General features: G+C 53.0%; 16 protein-coding genes and 2 tRNA genes. 8 read left to right on the forward strand and 10 right to left on the reverse strand.

Annotated features, from left to right (window positions below):
• Positions 1-11 precede the first annotated feature (11 nt).
• Positions 12-96: transfer RNA gene (locus tag L103DPR2_RS10280), tRNA-Leu, on the forward strand.
• A 102-nt stretch (positions 97-198) separates the two neighbouring features.
• Here L103DPR2_RS10280 and rimO read toward each other — a convergent pair.
• Together rimO and phaR are read right to left on the reverse strand one after the other, a co-directional pair.
• On the reverse strand, positions 199-1,620 hold the full coding sequence (rimO, locus tag L103DPR2_RS10285) for a 30S ribosomal protein S12 methylthiotransferase RimO (protein ID WP_055361010.1): 1,422 nt from the start codon (positions 1,618-1,620) through the stop codon (positions 199-201).
• A 53-nt stretch (positions 1,621-1,673) separates the two neighbouring features.
• Positions 1,674-2,216 (reverse strand): polyhydroxyalkanoate synthesis repressor PhaR, encoded by a 543-nt coding sequence (gene phaR / locus L103DPR2_RS10290; RefSeq protein WP_082466787.1) that lies wholly within the window; start codon positions 2,214-2,216, stop codon positions 1,674-1,676.
• 127 nt (positions 2,217-2,343) lie between these two features.
• On the opposite strand from phaR, the gene L103DPR2_RS10295 reads away from it, so the two are divergent.
• The 3 genes from L103DPR2_RS10295 to L103DPR2_RS10305 all read left to right on the forward strand — a co-directional run bounded on the left by L103DPR2_RS10295 (position 2,344) and on the right by L103DPR2_RS10305 (position 4,940).
• Positions 2,344-2,763 carry a hypothetical protein gene (locus L103DPR2_RS10295; RefSeq protein WP_055361011.1) on the forward strand — a complete coding sequence of 140 codons (420 nt, stop codon included), beginning with the start codon at positions 2,344-2,346 and terminating at the stop codon, positions 2,761-2,763.
• A gap of 140 nt (positions 2,764-2,903) precedes the next feature.
• Positions 2,904-4,220 (forward strand): twin-arginine translocation pathway signal, encoded by a 1,317-nt coding sequence (locus L103DPR2_RS10300; protein ID WP_231717624.1) that lies wholly within the window; start codon positions 2,904-2,906, stop codon positions 4,218-4,220.
• Positions 4,221-4,295: 75 nt separating this feature from the next.
• Entirely contained in the window at positions 4,296-4,940 is a 645-nt protein-coding gene (locus L103DPR2_RS10305; RefSeq protein ID WP_231717625.1) for an SOUL family heme-binding protein, read from the forward strand.
• Between the two features lie 143 nt (positions 4,941-5,083).
• Here L103DPR2_RS10305 and L103DPR2_RS10310 read toward each other — a convergent pair whose 3' ends face one another.
• Together L103DPR2_RS10310 and L103DPR2_RS10315 are read right to left on the reverse strand one after the other, a co-directional pair.
• Positions 5,084-5,980, reverse strand: a complete 897-nt coding sequence (locus tag L103DPR2_RS10310) for a DMT family transporter (protein ID WP_156339893.1) — start codon at positions 5,978-5,980, stop codon at positions 5,084-5,086.
• Positions 5,981-5,985: 5 nt separating this feature from the next.
• Positions 5,986-6,972, reverse strand: a complete 987-nt coding sequence (locus tag L103DPR2_RS10315; protein ID WP_231717626.1) for a Bug family tripartite tricarboxylate transporter substrate binding protein — start codon at positions 6,970-6,972, stop codon at positions 5,986-5,988.
• 127 nt (positions 6,973-7,099) lie between these two features.
• On the opposite strand from L103DPR2_RS10315, the gene L103DPR2_RS10320 reads away from it, so the two are divergent.
• The 3 genes from L103DPR2_RS10320 to L103DPR2_RS10330 all read left to right on the forward strand — a co-directional run bounded on the left by L103DPR2_RS10320 (position 7,100) and on the right by L103DPR2_RS10330 (position 10,749).
• Positions 7,100-9,364: a TonB-dependent receptor plug domain-containing protein gene (locus L103DPR2_RS10320; protein ID WP_082466788.1), complete on the forward strand. Its 2,265-nt coding sequence runs from the start codon at positions 7,100-7,102 to the stop codon at positions 9,362-9,364.
• Between the two features lie 13 nt (positions 9,365-9,377).
• Positions 9,378-9,866: a thermonuclease family protein gene (locus L103DPR2_RS10325; RefSeq protein WP_055361016.1), complete on the forward strand. Its 489-nt coding sequence runs from the start codon at positions 9,378-9,380 to the stop codon at positions 9,864-9,866.
• A gap of 115 nt (positions 9,867-9,981) precedes the next feature.
• Entirely contained in the window at positions 9,982-10,749 is a 768-nt protein-coding gene (locus L103DPR2_RS10330) for a class II aldolase/adducin family protein (RefSeq protein ID WP_055361017.1), read from the forward strand.
• Between the two features lie 167 nt (positions 10,750-10,916).
• On the opposite strand, the gene L103DPR2_RS10335 is transcribed toward L103DPR2_RS10330, so the two are convergent.
• The 4 genes from L103DPR2_RS10335 to L103DPR2_RS10350 form a co-directional block, all read right to left on the reverse strand.
• The gene (locus L103DPR2_RS10335; protein ID WP_055361980.1) at positions 10,917-12,140 is read right to left on the reverse strand and encodes an MFS transporter; all 1,224 of its coding nucleotides are present in this window, start codon (positions 12,138-12,140) and stop codon (positions 10,917-10,919) included.
• A gap of 84 nt (positions 12,141-12,224) precedes the next feature.
• Positions 12,225-12,301: transfer RNA gene (locus tag L103DPR2_RS10340), tRNA-Val, on the reverse strand.
• Positions 12,302-12,378: 77 nt separating this feature from the next.
• Entirely contained in the window at positions 12,379-14,568 is a 2,190-nt protein-coding gene (locus L103DPR2_RS10345; protein WP_055361018.1) for a RelA/SpoT family protein, read from the reverse strand.
• Positions 14,565-15,476, reverse strand: coding sequence for an alpha/beta fold hydrolase (locus L103DPR2_RS10350; protein ID WP_055361019.1), 912 nt, complete (start codon positions 15,474-15,476; stop codon positions 14,565-14,567). Before L103DPR2_RS10350 ends, L103DPR2_RS10345 begins: the two co-directional genes overlap by 4 nt.
• A 95-nt stretch (positions 15,477-15,571) precedes the next feature.
• Between L103DPR2_RS10350 and L103DPR2_RS10355 the strand changes: the two genes are divergently transcribed.
• A complete protein-coding gene (locus L103DPR2_RS10355; protein WP_055361020.1) occupies positions 15,572-16,342 on the forward strand; it encodes a 3-hydroxybutyrate dehydrogenase in 771 nt (256 codons plus the stop codon).
• Positions 16,343-16,382: 40 nt separating this feature from the next.
• Here L103DPR2_RS10355 and ispF read toward each other — a convergent pair whose 3' ends face one another.
• On the reverse strand, positions 16,383-16,862 hold the full coding sequence (ispF, locus tag L103DPR2_RS10360) for a 2-C-methyl-D-erythritol 2,4-cyclodiphosphate synthase (RefSeq protein ID WP_055361021.1): 480 nt from the start codon (positions 16,860-16,862) through the stop codon (positions 16,383-16,385).
• Positions 16,859-17,635 carry a 2-C-methyl-D-erythritol 4-phosphate cytidylyltransferase gene (ispD, locus tag L103DPR2_RS10365; protein ID WP_055361022.1) on the reverse strand — a complete coding sequence of 259 codons (777 nt, stop codon included), beginning with the start codon at positions 17,633-17,635 and terminating at the stop codon, positions 16,859-16,861. Before ispD ends, ispF begins: the two co-directional genes overlap by 4 nt.
• Between the last annotated feature and the right edge of the window lie 58 nt (positions 17,636-17,693).

Here is a 17,693-nt window from a genome sequence, read left to right on the forward strand (position 1 = left end):
TTTTCCTGAAAGCCCAGGTGGCGGAATTGGTAGACGCACTAGTTTCAGGTACTAGCGAGTAACTTCGTGGGGGTTCGAGTCCCTTCCTGGGCACCAAGTTTAAACAAAGCTGCACGTGATGCGGCTTTTTTTATGCGCATCATTTGCAAATTCACAGTCCAAGAGGCGTCACACATGCTTTTCTAGGGCGATTGCAAATCAAATGGGCACCGCGATCAGGTCGTGGCCTTCAACGCCCACAATCCGTGCGCGAGTGAATTCACCCACCTTGTAGGTTTTGCTGATCTTTTCTGGCGGTAACAAACGTACCAAGCCGTCAATCTCGGGCGCATCCGCATAGGAGCGGCCAATGCCTCCCTTTTTGCCCATGGCCGAAGCAGAATCAACCAAGACTTGCATGGTGGCACCCACGCGTTGATGTAAACGCTGGATGGACACCTCTTCGGCCACAGCCATGAAGCGTGAACGGCGTTCTTCGCGCACGGCCTCCGGCAGCATGCCTGGTAAGTCATTGGCAGTGGCACCTTTGACAGGGCTGTACGCAAAACAACCGGCACGGTCAATTTGTGCTTCTCGCACAAAGTTGAGCAAGTGCTCAAACTCTTCTTCTGTTTCGCCAGGGAATCCTGCAATGAAGGTGCTGCGGATGACCAGTTGAGGACAAATTTCGCGCCACTTTTGAATGCGCTCTAAATTCTTCTCGCCGCTGGCGGGACGCTTCATGCGCTTGAGCACATCGGGGTGGCTGTGCTGCAATGGCACATCCAAATACGGCAAGACCAAGCCGGTGGCCATGAGCGGCAAGATGTCGTCGACGCTGGGGTAAGGGTACACATAGTGCAAGCGAACCCAAGCGCCATGCTTTTGCGCCATTTCACCCAGTGTCTGAACCAATTCCAACATGCGCGTTTTGATGGGACGACCCTCCCAAAAACCCATGCGATATTGGGTATCCACGCCATAGGCAGAAGTGTCTTGGCTGATCACCAACAACTCTTTGACGCCGCCTTCAAACAAAGCTTGCGCTTCTTTCAAGACATCGCCAATGGGACGTGAGACGAGATCGCCACGCATCGAGGGAATGATGCAGAAGGTGCAGCGGTGATTGCAGCCTTCACTGATTTTCAAATAAGCATAGTGACGGGGTGTGAGCTTGAGACCCGCTTCACCAAAGGCATTGGGCACCAAATCCAGGAAGGGATCGTGCGGCTTGGGCAAATGCGCATGGACGGCATCCATCACCTCTTGGGTGGCGTGAGGTCCTGTGACTGCCAGCACACTGGGGTGCATGGCGCGCACCATGTTGCCACCGCCTTCTGCTTCCTTGGCACCCAGGCAACCGGTCACAATGACTTTGCCATTGACGTTCAAGGCTTCTGAAATGGTGTCCAGACTTTCCTTCACGGCATCGTCAATGAAGCCGCAAGTGTTGACGATCACCAGATCGGCACCTTCGAAAGTTTTGGAAGTTTGATAACCCTCAGCACTGAGCTGCGTCAGGATCAGCTCTGAGTCCGTCAGCGCCTTGGGACAGCCTAGGCTGACAAAGCCTACTTTAGGGGCGGCCGATGAGGTGGTTTCAGTAGCGGCGCCTTGGCCGGTGCTTGCAATTTCGTTCATGGGGCTATTGTCCCAGTAAATCGATCGCCTCAGACGGCCCCGGGTTCACAGTTTCAGGGCTTCAGACCCAAAGCAGAGAAGAATTGAGCGGTTTGCTTTTGCATCTGTTCTTGCATTTGGCTCACGATGTTGGTCGACTGATGGCCCATTTTTGATTGCATTTGCATCAAAGACTGCAAATTGCTCTCTAAATAAGACCCCATGTAGCCTTGCATGGCGTGGCCATAAAAGCGAATGATGTTGGCCAGCACAGCCTCTGTGAACATGGGCGCACCGGCTGACTCCTCTTCCAAAATGATCTGCAACAGGATGCTGCGGGTCAGGTCATCCCCCGTTTTGGCATCTCTGACCGCGAAAGTTTGCCCGTCCATCACTAAGTGCTTGATTTCTGTCAGAGTGATGTAGCTGGAGGTTGTGGTGTCATAAAGCCGGCGATTGGGGTATTTTTTGATGACCCGTTGTGGCTTGCCTTCAGAAGAATCGGCGGCATTGCCAGCTTGGGCTGTCTTGGCCGACTTGGCAGCCTTGGCGGTCTTTTCGGTTTCGGAATTGCCACGGGTGGTGTCGGCGGCAGATTTGGCTGATTGACGGGCCATGATTTAGACTCTTCACAAAAGTAACGGTGCAATTTAATGGGGTGCAACAATGAACCACAGTATGCTGCACCGCAACAGATTCTAAAGTTACCACCCTGCCGACTTCTACGAGGAGTTACCCTCAATCATGCTGAATGCCAATCACGCAGCGCTGTTTTTTACTGTGGCCATGCTGGCGGTCACCACCTATTTCCTGTTTGGGTCCATCCCTCTGCTCATTTTGAAGCACGACAACACCATGGACGCCAAGTTCATCAAGTCCTTCTACACCACCTATTTCAAGTTTGCGATTGTGGTGGCCACTGCAGCGACCCTCAGTTACGCACTGGCCGCCAAACCCATGCTGACCCTAGAAGCCGCCATCATTGCAACCCTGACTTTGCTGCTCCGCTTCAAGTTCATTCCCAAAATGGAACAAATTGGCTTTGAAATACGCGACAACAGCAACCTGATGGCCATCCCTGAATTTAGAAAAATTCACAAAACCGCCATTTTGATCAACGCCACCCAACTCTTCACAGTCCTGGGTTCTCTCAGCTTAATTTAATTAATTGGGGTCAGATCACAATTAAAAGCATGCTGAACAGAGACTTGTAACTCTTCACCTCACAAAGTACACCATTGCAAACTATTCATCGTTGGCTCTTAGCCTTTACAGGACTCTTGATGAGTGCATGCACAACGCCAATGTCTATACAAAATTTGCAATACAAGCCTGTCGTTTTTGTTCATGGCAATGGAGATTCGGCAGCGCTTTGGCTAACCACAGTTTGGCGTTTTGAATCAAACGGTTGGCCTGCTAATTTGCTTCATACCATAGATGTCCCCTATCCCCTCGCACGAGAAGCAGACGACAAACCGCAAGCTGGGCGCAGTTCGACCGCCGAACACATGCAAGTGCTCAAAGACAAGGTGGATGCTGTATTGGCACAAACAGGTGCCAAACAAGTCATCTTGATTGGCAATTCAAGAGGTGGTAACGCCATTCGCAACTACATTTGCAACGGCGGAGGTGCTCAGCGGGTTAGCCATGCCATCATTGGAGGTGGAACCCATCACGGGGTACAGGCGATTCCAGGCTTGAACGATGCCAGCGAATTTTCAGGCGCTGGCCCATTTCTCAGGCAACTCAATGCCCCAAAAAATCACAAAGGCGATGAGGTATGTGGCCCAACTCAATGGATGACCATTCGCTCGGACACCAACGACAAGTATGCGCAGCCTGATGGTCTTTGGCTTGGCATGAAGGGCCGCGCCACCTTGGTTGGTTTTGATGGGCCCGAACTCAAAGGCGCCTTGAATGTCGTGATCCCCAAAATTGATCACCGCGAAACTTCGTTTTCGCCTGCGGCTTTTGAAGCCAGCTATCAATTCCTGACGGGACATGCCCCCTTGCACAACATGACGACGCAATCGCAGATTGAACTGAATGGCAAAGTATTTGGCTTGGGCGTGAACCCTCTTCAAGCAGACAGCGGCAACTTTGTGAACAATTTGCCATTGCAAGGTGCCAAGTTGAGCATCTACGAAACGCACACCCACACAGGTCAACGACGAGGCGCAGCAGTCCACCAATCAAGCATTTCCACAGATGGCCATTGGGGCCCCTTCAAAGCCAACTCGCGCGCAGCCTACGAATTTGAATTGACTGCAGACGGCTATGCAACCACCCACATCTATCGCAGCCCCTTCGCAAGATCTAGCAACATCGTTCACATGCGCCCCGAGCGATTGGCGGCATCGGATCGCACGACGCAATCCTTGGTCATATGGACTCGGCCCAGAGGCTACTTTGATGCCAACCGCGACACAATGATGTTGGATGGAAAAACCGACATCCCTGGTGTCGCCAAAGGTATGAGTGCAGGCATTTCAAGCGTCAGAATCCGGATGGATGAATCGCCACAACGGTCTGTTGCAGCTGAATTCAACGGTGAACAACTGAAGGGTTTGACTTGGCCCGCTTCACAAGGTCACATCACCGTGTTAGAACTCACCTACTGATTGCGGCAAGGCCAATTCAAGAATATTTGAATTCGATGACATCAGCCCATTGTATTTTTCACAAATGAGAGCACCATGACTATACGAACTTTGTTTCTGTTAACCGCTTTCATGATGGGGCAATCTGCCATGGCCATTGAAGAACCCGCGTTCAAAGTCACCCTGAAGGCCGACGTCTTTGAGGTCCGTCAGTATGCACCCACGCTGATTGCAGAAACCTTGGTTGAGGGCGACATGGACGAGGCGTCTAACAAAGGTTTTCGACGCATCGCAGACTATATTTTTGGCAACAATCGCGCTGCTCAGTCTGGCAGCAGCGCCAAGATTGCCATGACGGCTCCCGTGACGGTAGAGCCGCAATCTGAAAAGATTGCCATGACAGCGCCAGTCACGATGAGCGCAGCCACCAAGGACATGCGAGAAGCCAAACTTTGGCGTGTGCATTTTGTGATGCCTTCGCAATACACCCTGAGCAGCATCCCTCAACCGAACAACCCTGATGTGAAGCTCAAGGAAGTGCCCGGAAAGTTGATGGCTGTTCACAGTTACACCGGGTTCAATACGATGGCTAAAGTTCAAAGCAAAACCGATGAACTGCTCTCATGGTTGCAGCAAAAAAACTTCAACGCCATTGGCGCCCCTCAACTCTCGCGCTACGACCCGCCCTGGACATTGCCCATGTTCAGGCGCAATGAAATCATGGTTGAGGTAGAAAAATAATTGGGGTCAGATCAACATTAATTTGGTCATTCAAAGGGGCTGAAGGCTAAGGAATGCTTCCTCATACTGGAGTACCAGAAATCGTTCAGCACCCCTTAGCCTTCAGCCCCTTTGAATGGAAATTAATGTGGATCTGACCCCAATTATTTTTTTTGTGCCAAGCTGAATTCTCGCCACAAGAGGTACAGGCCGCTGAGTACGACAATGCCAGCACCCAGCACAACTGCGGCGTCTGGAATTTGGCCAAAGACAAGCCAGCCACCTAAGCTCATGTAAATAATTTGCTGATACAAAAAGGGGCCGAGCACGGCAGCTGTCGCGTAGCGATGAGCCAATGCAGAGGCTGTGTGACCTAAGCCGCCCGTTAAACCCGCCAAAACCAAAACACACCAAACTTGCCATGAGTCGGGGGTTTGCCAGTACCCAATTGCAAACGGGGCCAGCACCACAGAAGGCACCGTGGCCGAAGCCAGTTGGGTCGAAACGGGATGATCACTGCCAGCCAGTCGGCGGGTCATTAAATTGAAGGCGGCATAAAGCAAAGCATTCAAAATGCTCAACAAAATTGCCGGATGAAAGCCGTGACTTCCTGGTCGAATGATCACAAGCACGCCAACAAATCCCATGCAAATGGCCATCCACTTTTTGGCGTCCAGCCGTTCATGCAGCCACAAAGCAGAAATGAGCGCAATCAAAATAGGCACTGAAAACTGCACAGCCCCAGTTTCGGCCAACTGCAAATACTGCAATGCAAAAAAGTTCAGCCCCGTCATGAGGGCCAACATCACCCCCCGAAGCAATTGCAATCGCGGATTGTGAATTTTGAACAACGCCACACCCATCGATGGCATGAAGATGGCAGTGGTCAACAAGGTGTGAAACACAAACCTGAGCCATACCACTTGCAACACAGGCACCGTTTGCACCAACCACTTGGCACTGGTGTCGAGCACCGCAAACATCAAGGTGGTGGCGGTGACCAGCGCAATGCCGATTTGACGATTTCGCGCTGTGTCACTTAAATGTTGATCTGACCCCAATGACGTCAATCCAGACTGAGGCCAATTTTGCGGGCCACAGCGCCCCACTTGGCAAAGTCTTTGTTGACTTTGACAACGGCCTCTTCTGGCGTGCTGCCAATCACAATTTGGTCGGTGGCTTTAAGGCGCTCAGCAGCTTCGGGCATGCGCAAAGCCTCGACAACCGCCATGCGAAATTTATTGACCACGTCATCGGGTACTTGACGAGGTGCCAACAAAATCAAACTGAAATCGGCCTCATACCCTTTCACACCGGCTTCGGCAATGGTCGGCACGTCCGGTAGCGTAGGCGAACGACCATGCCCAGAGACAGCCAAAGCCGTTAATTTCCCAGACTTCACATGCGGCAACACAGTTGGCCCCGCCAACAAACCACACGGCACCTGGCCTGCCAGCACATCCTGCATCGCGGGCGCTGGGCCCTTGTAGGGGATGTGCGTCATCTGCATGCCCGTCATGTTCAATAACAACTCTGTCGACAAATGACCGGGCACACCCGCACCGCCCGAGGCGTAGCTCAAGGGAGTGGTTTTTGATTTGGCGATCAACTCATTCAAATTTTTCACGCCCAAGGATGGGTTGCACACCAAGGTTTGACTGAAAGAAGACAACACACTGATGGGCTTGAGATCGTCCAATTTGAAGGTCATCGACTTGTAGACATGCGGATTGACAGTTAGCAGCGTGTCGGTGGCAATGAGAAACGTATAGCCATCGGGCGCAGCACGGGCCACAGCAGCCGCGCCGATGTTGCCACCGGCACCGGGCTGGTTTTCAATGACGATGGGCTGCTTCAAAATGGCCTGAATTCGTTCAGACGCCGTACGCATCACCAAATCGCTAGGGCCACCCGGTGGATAAGGTGCAATCACTTTGATGGGTTTGGTGGGCCAACTTTGAGCCAGGGCGGCACTGCCCACCAAAATGAAGGATGCAGCGCACATCCACTTTAAACAGGCAAATTGCAGAGGCTTCACAGTCATTTTCTCCATGTTCTGACCATGTTAGCCAACATGGCCGCCACAGCCTATCCCTATTAACGCTGATAACAGCCCTTCACAGGCAGGCATTTTCAAATTCTGACTAAGATACGGCTCAATCTTTGAGACTTGGCCACCTATGAAATGCCCCTCCAAACACAGCCCTAGGCATCGGGCATTTCCAATCCGAACCCCACTTCAACTCAGTGCGACTTATTTGGCGGTGTTGTGTTGGACTAGCGCCCCACTGAGTACCCTGGCGCAAGATGCCGCCATTGGTGGGCAATCGGAAACCACCAGCGGCGCTCAACCCAGCGTCGTTCAGCGCGTTGAAATTGTGGCGCGTCAAGGCTCCACCGAATTGAGGCGTGCCGCCAGTGTGGCCAAACAGATCTATGGCCGTGATGACTTGGACCGCTACGGCGACACCAACACCTTGGATTTCCTAAGACGCCTGCCCGGTGTTAACGTAGACACAGGCGGCCCTCGCATGCGAGGCTTGGGCGCTGGCTACACACAAATTTTGATCAACGGTGACCCCGCGCCTCAGGGCTTCAATTTGGACCAGCTGAGTCCCTCACAAATTGAGCGCATTGAAGTCATCAAAGCCGCTACGGCAGATCAAAGCGCCCAGGCCATTGCCGGCACCATCAATGTCATCTTGAAAGAAACATCACGTCGCTCCCTCAGCACGCTGCGAGTGGGCTTGGCTTCAGGTGGTGACAGACCCTTAGGCAACCTCAATTATTCACTCAGTGAATCGACAGGGCCTTTCAACTTGTCCCTGCCTGTTTCCCTGTTTGAATGGGATCGACAAGTACGCAACACCATTGATCGCAAGATGGCAGGCTCGGATGGCCTGTCTTCCGTGTCGCAACAACTAGGCACCAGCAGATCAGATGGATGGGGCTACAACCTGGCACCGCGCTTGAACTACAAAATCAGCGACGAACAAACCTTGTCATTGGCGACTTTTTTCCAAAAAGGTTATTGGAATTACCGCACCGACTACGTCAATCGCGCTGTATCAGGTTTGCCTGTTTTTGACGATGACACACTGCAAGGCGGCTTCTGGGAAAACCGCCGCGGCAACATTACTTGGATTAATCGGTTCAGCGAAGACCAGCGCATCGAGATCAAAGCAGGTGTGCAGCAATTTCGTTCTGGTTTTGATTTTCGCAATCTGCGCGCAGGTTCCATGCAATTGCAAACCAGAGGCAACAACCTAGACGACGCCGTGACGCAAGCCGGTAAATACAGCCAACTGCTGGGCACTGCACACACCTTGACAGCCGGCTGGGACCTAGAGAACAGAAACAGACGAGAGCAACGCACCACCACCGATTCAATGGGTCAAGCCTTGTTGCCAAGCTTTGAAGGTCAGCCCTTCGAAGCGCAAATGCGCAGGCAGGCTTTTTACATTCAAGATGAGTGGGATTTGTCGCCCCAATGGCAACTCTACATTGGATTGCGCAATGAACGCATCGCTTCTGAAAGCACCAACGCATCAACCCCCGTTTCCAATGTCAGCAGTGTGCTGTCACCCCTTGCACACGTCACTTACAAGTTTGACCCCAAAAGCAGAGACATGGTGCGCGCCAGTTTGACGCGCAGTTACAAAGCACCGGGCCTTAATGCCTTGTTGGCTCGCCCAGTGATCAACGGCGCCTACACCAACACCAATCTCACCAATACTTACTTGGCACCAGACCGGCTTGGCAACCCTGCCCTCACGCCTGAACTGGCCACAGGTCTGGACATTGCCTACGAAAATTATTTGACCAACGATGGCATCTTCAGCGTGGGCCTGTTTCACCGCAATTTGAACAATGTCGTCAGGAATCTGACTGAGTTGCGCCAAGTCAGTTGGGCCAACGCACCGCGTTGGATTTCACAGCCACAAAACTTTTCCGATGCGGTCACCAGCGGCGTTGAGTTTGAACTGCGTGGCCGTGCCGCAGATCTTTTGCCACAATTGTTTAGCAACGTGAAAGCACTGAACATTCGGAGTTCCTTGAGCGTTTACAGATCTCGAATTGCTGCACTGCCAGGCCCAGACAATCGGCTGGACGGTCAGCAACCTTGGTCGGCCAACCTTGGGTTTGATCAGCGCATCAGCGGCCTGCCGCTGAGCGTGGGCGGCAACTTGAGCCTGACACCCGGGTACGACACCCGACAGACTTCAGAGCTGCTGCTGAGGCGCACAATTTCTCGTGGCATTGATGTCTTTGCCATGATGCCTTTAAGTCCCACCCTGTCCTTCAGGGCTGCCGCCAGCGCTGGTGTGCAGCAATTTGGACCACCCAATGGCAGTACCCTCAATTTGCTGAGCAACGGCGACTACACACGCAATGAGCGTTACGCCAAACCACAACTGAATCTATCGCTTGATATGCGCCTCTAATTTGGATGCCTGCATGCATTGGGTCAAACTGACAATTTGTGCACTGCTGCTTTTAGGGGGAGCCTTGAATGCGGCCACGCTTCAAGGCAAGGTAATTGGCGTTGCCGACGGCGACACCGTGACGCTGTTGGATGCGCAAAAGAATCAGCACAAAATTAGACTGCAGGGCATTGACGCCCCTGAAAAAGCGCAGGCCTTTGGCAACAAGTCAAAACAATCCTTGCACGAGATGGTTCACGGCAAAGAAGTCACAGTTGATTTTCAGAAAAAAGACAAATACGGCCGAACCGTTGGCAAGGTTTTGGTGAACAACACCGATGTTTGTTTGGAACAAGTCAAACGCGGCATGGCTTGGCACTACAAACAATATGCCAATGAACAAGCACCAGAAGACCGCGATATTTATGCACAGGCAGAATTGACAGCCCGCTCACAATCCGTTGGCTTGTGGAAAGACAAATTCCCCACCCCGCCTTGGTCGTTCAGGCAGCAGAACAAGTAAGTGCCCGGGCCTGGGCATGCCCATTGAATTGCCCAACACTAGGGTAATGCCGATTGAAATTTTGGCCAGTTGACTTAGTCTTAGATCCTCGTAAAACCTTACTTTGAAGTTCACCATGACTGTCCACGCACTTCACACATCCAGCTCGATCGATGCTGTTCAACAAGTCAAAGTCCACTTGGCCGCTGCACTGCGCATGGCTGTTTTGGATGGTTTTGAAGAAGGCATCGACAATCACTTTACTGCCTGCGTACCTGGCCGTACGGACCAATACTTTGTGTTGCCATTTGGTTTGGACTGGTCTGAAGCCAAAGCCAGCGACATGATGATTTTCAATGAGGCGGGTCAAACCCTGGAAGGCCAAGGCGTTGTTGAACTCTCGGCGCAAAGCATTCATGCCCCCTTGCACCGAATCACGGGCGCCAAAGTTGTTCTGCACACGCATCAACCTTGGGCCACGGCCCTCAACATGCTACAAGACAATCGCTTGCTACCCGCAACGCAAACTGCGGCCTTCTTTCACGGTCGAATTGCCTACGACGATACCTACACAGGTCTGGCCTCGTCGTTGGAAGAAGGTGAACGTCTGGCTCGCCTCATGGGTGACAAAACAGTGCTGTTCATGAAGAACCATGGTGTGGTCACTGTTGGTGATACTGTTGCACAAGCCTATCGCCGACTGTACAAACTTGAAAAAGCTTGCCAAACGCAAGTGTTGGCGATGAGCACGGGCAAAGCTTTGAACATCCTCAGCGACGATGTCATTCAACGCGTACTCACTCCGTCTGGCGCCGATCGCCATCCACGCGGTGATCGTGAACGACTCTACTTCGAAGCCAACATGCGCATCCTAGACCGCACCAACCCCGGCTACGCTGACTAAGTCATTTAATTGGGGTCAGATCAACATTAGTTTTGTTAATCATTGAGGGCAAAGGCCTATAGGGGGCTTCCTCATACTGGAGTACCAGAAATCGTTCAGCCCCCTATAGGCCTTTGCCCTCACTGATTAGAAATTAATGTTGATCTAACCCCAATTAAATTTTTTGGCTATGCAGACTGAAGTCGAATTCTTTCAGAAGGCTGGATGTTCATGGTCATTTGGAAAAGGCCCGCAGCCAAGCCAATGGCCACAGCCAATTTCCAGGCCAGGTCGTAATTGCCAAATGCACTGAAGATGTAACCACCACCCCAGGCGCCCAAAAACGATCCCACTTGATGGCTCATGAACGCAATGCCAGACAAGGTGGCCATGAAGCGCAAGCCGAACAAGTGAACGATCAATCCGGACACCAAAGGCACTACGCCTAACCACAATGTGCCCATGGTCGCGCCAAAGACCAAAGTGGAAATGGGTGTAGGTGGCACCGCAAAGAACATCAGCAATGCAAGCGAGCGCATCACATAGATGCCACCCAGCAGCATGCGCTTTGAGTATCGGTCGCCCAGCCAGCCGAACAAATAGGAGCCGATCACATTGAACAAGCCGATCAACGCCAAGGTGGTGCTACCGACTGAAGGGTCGATGCCGCAAATGTCAAGATAAGCAGGCAAATGTGTGGTGATGAAAACCAATTGCAAGCCACACACAAAGAACGCAATGGCCAACACGCGATAGCCTTTGTGACCCAGTGCTTCAACAATGGCTTCTTTGGCAGATTGAGGGATGCCGACCACTGCATCAGGCTCGATGCGGTCAGCACGTGTGCCGATGAATGCGGCCGGCAACATCACACAGGCCAAACCCAAGAATCCAACCACGGCCATTTGCCAATTCATATTGGTAATGAGCGACTGCGTCATGGGCGAAGCAATGCTCAGGCCTAAGGAGCCAATGGCAGAGACAGCGCCCATTGCAGCACCGCGCTTGGTGGCACTGACTGTGCGCGCCGTGATGTTCATGGCGATGTTAGAGGCCGTGCAAGACAGCGCAATGCCCACACAAAATCCAACGCCCATGGTGACCATCCAAGTGGCGTCTGCAAATCGTAAAAACACCAAACCGATGATGTAAATCAGCACACCCAAAAGAGCGACAGGTCGTGTGCCATATTTATCGGCCCATATGCCTACAAAAGGTTGCGTTGCGCCCCACACAATGTTTTGCAAGGCAACGGCCAATGAAAAATCAGCGGCTGTGATGCCAATGTCTCGAATCATGTGCGGCTGGAGCAAGCCAAAACTTTGCCGCATGCCCATCGCCAAACTCAACATGATGGCTGCACCACCCAGAATGCTCCCAATTTGAAGGGGCGATAAATCTGTTTTCTTCATGGTGCTCCAATTTCTCAATGCCAAGCCGTACTTGAGGGGCGAAAAAAAAGCACCCTGACAAGGTGCTTGATATTCTGAGAATGTTGGTAGGCGCGATTGGACTCGAACCAACGACCCCCACCATGTCAAGGTGGTGCTCTAACCAGCTGAGCTACGCGCCTACAAATTCAGCCCGCATTGTAGCATCAAAAAATAGGCACTTTTTGAGCACTGAGGAGGCTAAATCAAAGTCCCAGCCCTAATTTCGCCTTACCTGCCCCACCCCAGCCACCGACTTCACACTTTGCATCACCCGCTTCAAGAGCGACGCATCGGCCACTTCAACCGTAAAAGTCATCCAAGCCGTCCCCTTGACCGACTGGGTCTGCACGCCAACAACGTTCATTTTTTCCTTGGCAAAGACCTCTGAAATGTCACGAAGCAAGCCCTGTCTGTCGGTAGCTTCTACAGAAACCTCTACGGGATACAAAAGCGTCTGACCTGGTTTTTGAACACCCCATCGAACTTCAATGACCCGCTCGCTGTGTTTGGCCAACAAAGACTGAAAGTTGCGGCAGTCATCCCGGTGAATGCTGACCCCTTTGCCTCGGGTCACAAAGCCACTGATGGCATCGGGCGGTGCAGGCCTACAGCACTTGGACAATTGCGTCAGCAATGAATCCACGCCCACCACCAACACACCCGATTGCGACTTGGGCGGCACCACGCGTGATTTTTTAAGCAGTACAAAATCATCGGGCTGCATCACGGGCTCTGGCGGCCGCAAGAACACCTCGATGTTGCGCAAGGAAAATTCATCCTTGCCCACTGTTTCAAACAAGGCCTCAGACGACTTGAATCCTAAATCTGAGGCCAGGTCTTCTAACTTGATCGACGTCTTGCCTTCACGCTGCAAAATTTTCTCAACAGCCTCGCGACCCTTGGCAATGTTCTCATGCGTGATTTGTGCATTGAACCAAGCACGCACTTTGGCCCGCGCCCGGTGGCTGGCCAAGAAGCCCAGCTCGGTGTTCATCCAATCGCGGGAAGGGCCACCCTCCTTCACGGTGGTGATTTCGACGGTCTGGCCGTTCTGCAAAGGCGTATTCAATGGAATCATCACGCCATCGGCTTTGGCACCTCTGCATCTGTGGCCCAAGTTGGTGTGCACGGTGTACGCAAAATCGATGGGCGTTGCCCCTTTGGGCAACTCCACAATGGCGGCATTGGGTGTGAGCACGTAAATGCGATCGTCAAACAGCGCAGTCTCTTCGGCAGATTGTCCTGCACCTGCTTTTTCTGAAGCACCTGCAGGCCCAGAAACCTCGGAAGACATCTCGCGTTCCCAAGCCAAGAGCTGCCGCAAGACTGCAATTTTGGCGTCGTAATCACTGTTGGCACTGACGCCCACATAACCCTTGGCACCCGCCTCTTTATAGGCCCAATGCGCCGCAACGCCATGCTCTGCATGGTCGTGCATGGCTTGCGTGCGAATTTGGATTTCAATGGGTCGACCTGACGCATCACGCACCACGGTGTGCAATGACTGGTACCCATTGGGCTTGGGCTTGGCGATGTAGTCGTCAAATTCGGACGTGATCGGGGCAAAGCTGGAATGCACCCAGCTGAGTGCCTCGTAGCAATCGGCCACATTGGACACAATGATGCGCATGGCACGGATGTCAAACACTTTCGAAAAGTCGAGTGACTTGCCGCGCATTTTTTTCACAATGCTGTAGATGTGTTTGGGCCGGCCTTGCACAGAGGCTTTGATGTTTTGCGCTGCCAATTCGGTTTGTACTTGTTCGCGCAAACGCTCCATGTTGCTTTCGCGCTCCACGCGTTTTTCGTCTAGCAGTTTGGCAATTTGTTTGTAGGTGTCTGGCTCCAAGAACCGGAATGACAAATCTTCCAGTTCCCATTTGATTTCCCAAATACCCAAGCGATTCGCCAGAGGCGCAAACACCTGCAAAGACTCTTTGGCCAGGCTGGCCGGTACCGCTTGTTTGCTGCTGGCAAAGTAGCGCAGCGTTTGCAAACGCGATGCCAAGCGCAACATGATGACGCGCAAATCTTTGCTAAAGGCCAGCAACATTTTGCGCACGTTTTCTGTTTGCGCGCGCGGATCATCTTGCAATTGCGCAGCCGACGTTGCCGTGCGCGACAGACGTTGCACTTGCACCAATTTGGTGGTTTCTACGGCCAGCGATGCAAACTCATCGCCAAAGGTTTTGGCAATGACCTCATGCGGGCGGCTGAGGTGTGGGCAGGTGTAGACCAAATAACTGGCCGCCTTCACATCGTTGCCGCTGTTCATGGAGTCCAAAATGGCTACGACAGCATCGGCGTGCGCGAGCAGGTTTTCGCCGGTGTCTAACAACTCACCAGACAAGAAGGGTTCTGCAAAGGACCTTGCACGAACCAGAATGTCTTCAGAAGATTCGCTCATGCAAGCAGCCCCAAAAACGCCAGCACCAAGTCGATTTGATCTGGGTGCGTAAGGGTTGGCGCGTGGCCGACACCTTGCACAGTGGCCACTTGCACGCGCGGTCCGCGCTCGGTCATGGCTTGCACGGCATCCCTGCTTAACAGTTCTGATTCAGCGCCGTGAATCAGCAAAGTTTTGCAACGAATGGCATCGTAGATGTGCCACAGTGTTGCCTCACCCGCCTTGGCAGCTTCTTCACTGACGGCGCTGATGGGCACCCTCAACTGCGGGTCGTAGTGCAAACAGTACGCGCCATCGTCTAAGCGCCTCACCATGTGCTGCGACAAGGCCAACCACTCGGCATCTGAATGTGGACCAAAAGATTTTGAAATCTCCCACATGGCATTGGCGGCGTCTTGCACCGTTGCAAAGCGGCCCACCTCTCCCACATAGGTCTGCATGTTTTGAATGGACTTCCATGACACGGGGGGGCCAATGTCGTTCAGCACCAAGTTGCGAATTGGCACGGTCAACTCTTGCGCGGCCAACAACATGCCAATGACGCCCCCCATGCTGGTTCCCACCCAATCAAGTCTTTGAATGGGGTGTTGGCTGTTCAAGCTTTGAATCAAGACAGCCATGTCGGATGCATATTGCGGAAATTGGTAAGCCATGGGGTCCGTCAGCCAATCGCTGCGGCCTCGTCCCACCACATCGGGGCAAATGACGCGAACCGATGGTAATTTGGCTGCTTCGGCAGCGCCTACCAAGGCTTGGGCCAGCAAGTCAAAGTCGCGTCCTTGTCGGGTTAGTCCATGCACGCAAAACACCACATGTGAGGCCGTGGCAGGCCCCCACGAGGCATAAGCCATGCGGTGAGAGCCCTTTGCATCAGGGCAATTGACATACTCAAGAACAGGTTCGGACATACAAAAACATTTGATTGACTGACCGCTGTCAGGCCCACGTGGCCTGGCCGCGCCATAATTCACTTTTCCACATCGTAAATCATTCGGAGAACACCATGCTGAAAGGCAAAACCGCACTCGTAACTGGCTCGACCAGTGGCATCGGCCTGGGCATTGCCAAAGCCTTGGCAAAACAAGGCGCCAACATCGTTTTGAATGGCTTTGGCGACCATGCGGGCCCAGAGGCCGAAATTGCGGCTTTGGGCGCCAAAGTGGCCTACCACGGCGCAGACATGAGCAAACCCGCCGAAATCGAGGCCATGGTGAAGTTTGCTGAAGACAAATTTGGACGTGTTGACATCTTGGTCAACAACGCTGGCATTCAGCATGTGGCGCGTGTTGAAAACTTCCCCGTTGAGCGTTGGGATGCCGTGATCGCCATCAACCTGTCCAGCGCCTTCCATGCTTCGCGTGCAGTCTTGCCCGCCATGCAAAAAGCCAACTGGGGTCGCATCATCAACGTGGCATCAGTGCACGGGTTGGTGGGCTCTGCCGAAAAATCAGCATATGTGGCTGCCAAGCATGGCATCGTGGGATTGACCAAAGTCACAGCCCTGGAAAACGCCACATCGGGCGTCACCTGCAACGCCATTTGCCCTGGCTGGGTGCTCACGCCTCTGGTTCAAAAACAAGTGGATGCCAAAGCCGAGGCTTTGGGCTTGAGCAACCAAGCCGCCACCGAATTGTTGTTGGGTGAAAAAGAACCCTCCAAGCAATTCACTACGCCTGAAGAACTGGGTGAGTTGGCGGTGTTTTTCTGCTCCGCTGCAGGCAACAACATTCGCGGCGTGGCCTGGAACATGGACGGCGGTTGGGCTGCGCAATAAGCCTCCCAAACAAATGCCACCTTCAAGGTGGCATTTTTCTTCAGGACTTGTGAATCAACACCACGGCCCTGGCCTCCATGCTGAGGCCCTCGCCCACTGGCCCCATTTTTTCAGCCGTTTTGGCTTTCACGTTGACATGGGATTCGGGCACACCCAAAGCCTTGGCAATGGACGATCGAATGTCTGAGCGATGTGGCGACAACTTGGGTGCTTGGGCCACGATGGTGCAATCGACATTGCCCAAGTGCCAGCCCAGTTGCTTGACGTGGTCGTAGGCTTTTTTCAACAACACCACAGAATTGGCACCCTTGTAGGTGGCATCGGTGTCTGGGAAATGCTGACCAATGTCGCCCAAGCCTGCAGCGCCCAATAAGGCATCGGTGATGGCATGCAACAAGACGTCTGCATCGGAATGCCCCAGCAGGCCTTTGTCGTGTGGAATTTGAACGCCACCCAGCATCAAGGGTCGGCCTTCAACCAAGGCGTGTGTGTCCCAACCTTCGCCAACTCGAATGTTCATGTTCTGCTCCCCAGCAAATCTTCCGCCAAAGCGAAATCGGGTGGATAAGTGACTTTGAAATTGTGGGGGCTACCGACCACCAACTTGGGCGCAAAGCCCGCCATTTCCATGGCGCTGGCTTCGTCGGTGATGCCTTCAAAATTCTCAGCTTGCTTGGCCTTTAATGCGGCATGCAACTGACCTGCTCGAAACATTTGGGGCGTTTGGGCCAACCATTTGTCTTGGCGCGGCAAGGTTTGACTGACGCGGCCATTGACCGCTGCTTTCAAGGTGTCGGGCAAAGGCAAAGCCAGCAGGCCGCCCACGTCGTCGTCGATGCAGGCATCGATCAGGCGGTTGATTTCCAATTCAGTGATGAGGCAGCGGGCTGCGTCATGCACCAAGATCCAGTCGTTCGCTTGAACACCCTCAGGCTTGTGCTCACCCTCTTTGAGCAAGTAAGACAAGCCATTGAAAACTGATTCGGCGCGGGTATCACCACCACAGGCAATGCGCTCAAAAGGACGGCGACCCCGTTGTCCTTCTGGCCCTTCTGGCCACACATGTGAATCGCTGGGTGACACCACCACAAGCACTTGCTGCAGGCGTTCAACGGATCCCAAAGCAGCCAAGGTGTGCATCACCATGCTTTGACCAGCAATCAGCTCGTACTGCTTCGGCTTGAGTGTGCCAGCGCGCGAGCCCGAGCCCGCACAGGGCACCAATGCAAAACAGCGCGCAACGGGCGAACGACTGTCAGTGCTGGGAGGACTGTCTTTTTCAGAGGAATTCACGGCCTGTTGCTTTTTCAATGTCTAGATAGTGACTTCACAGGAAGCCTAAGCCCACATT

Origin of the sequence: Limnohabitans sp. 103DPR2 (assembly GCF_001412575.1) — a bacterium.
In the GTDB taxonomy this organism is placed as follows: Bacteria; Pseudomonadota; Gammaproteobacteria; order Burkholderiales; family Burkholderiaceae_C; genus Limnohabitans_A.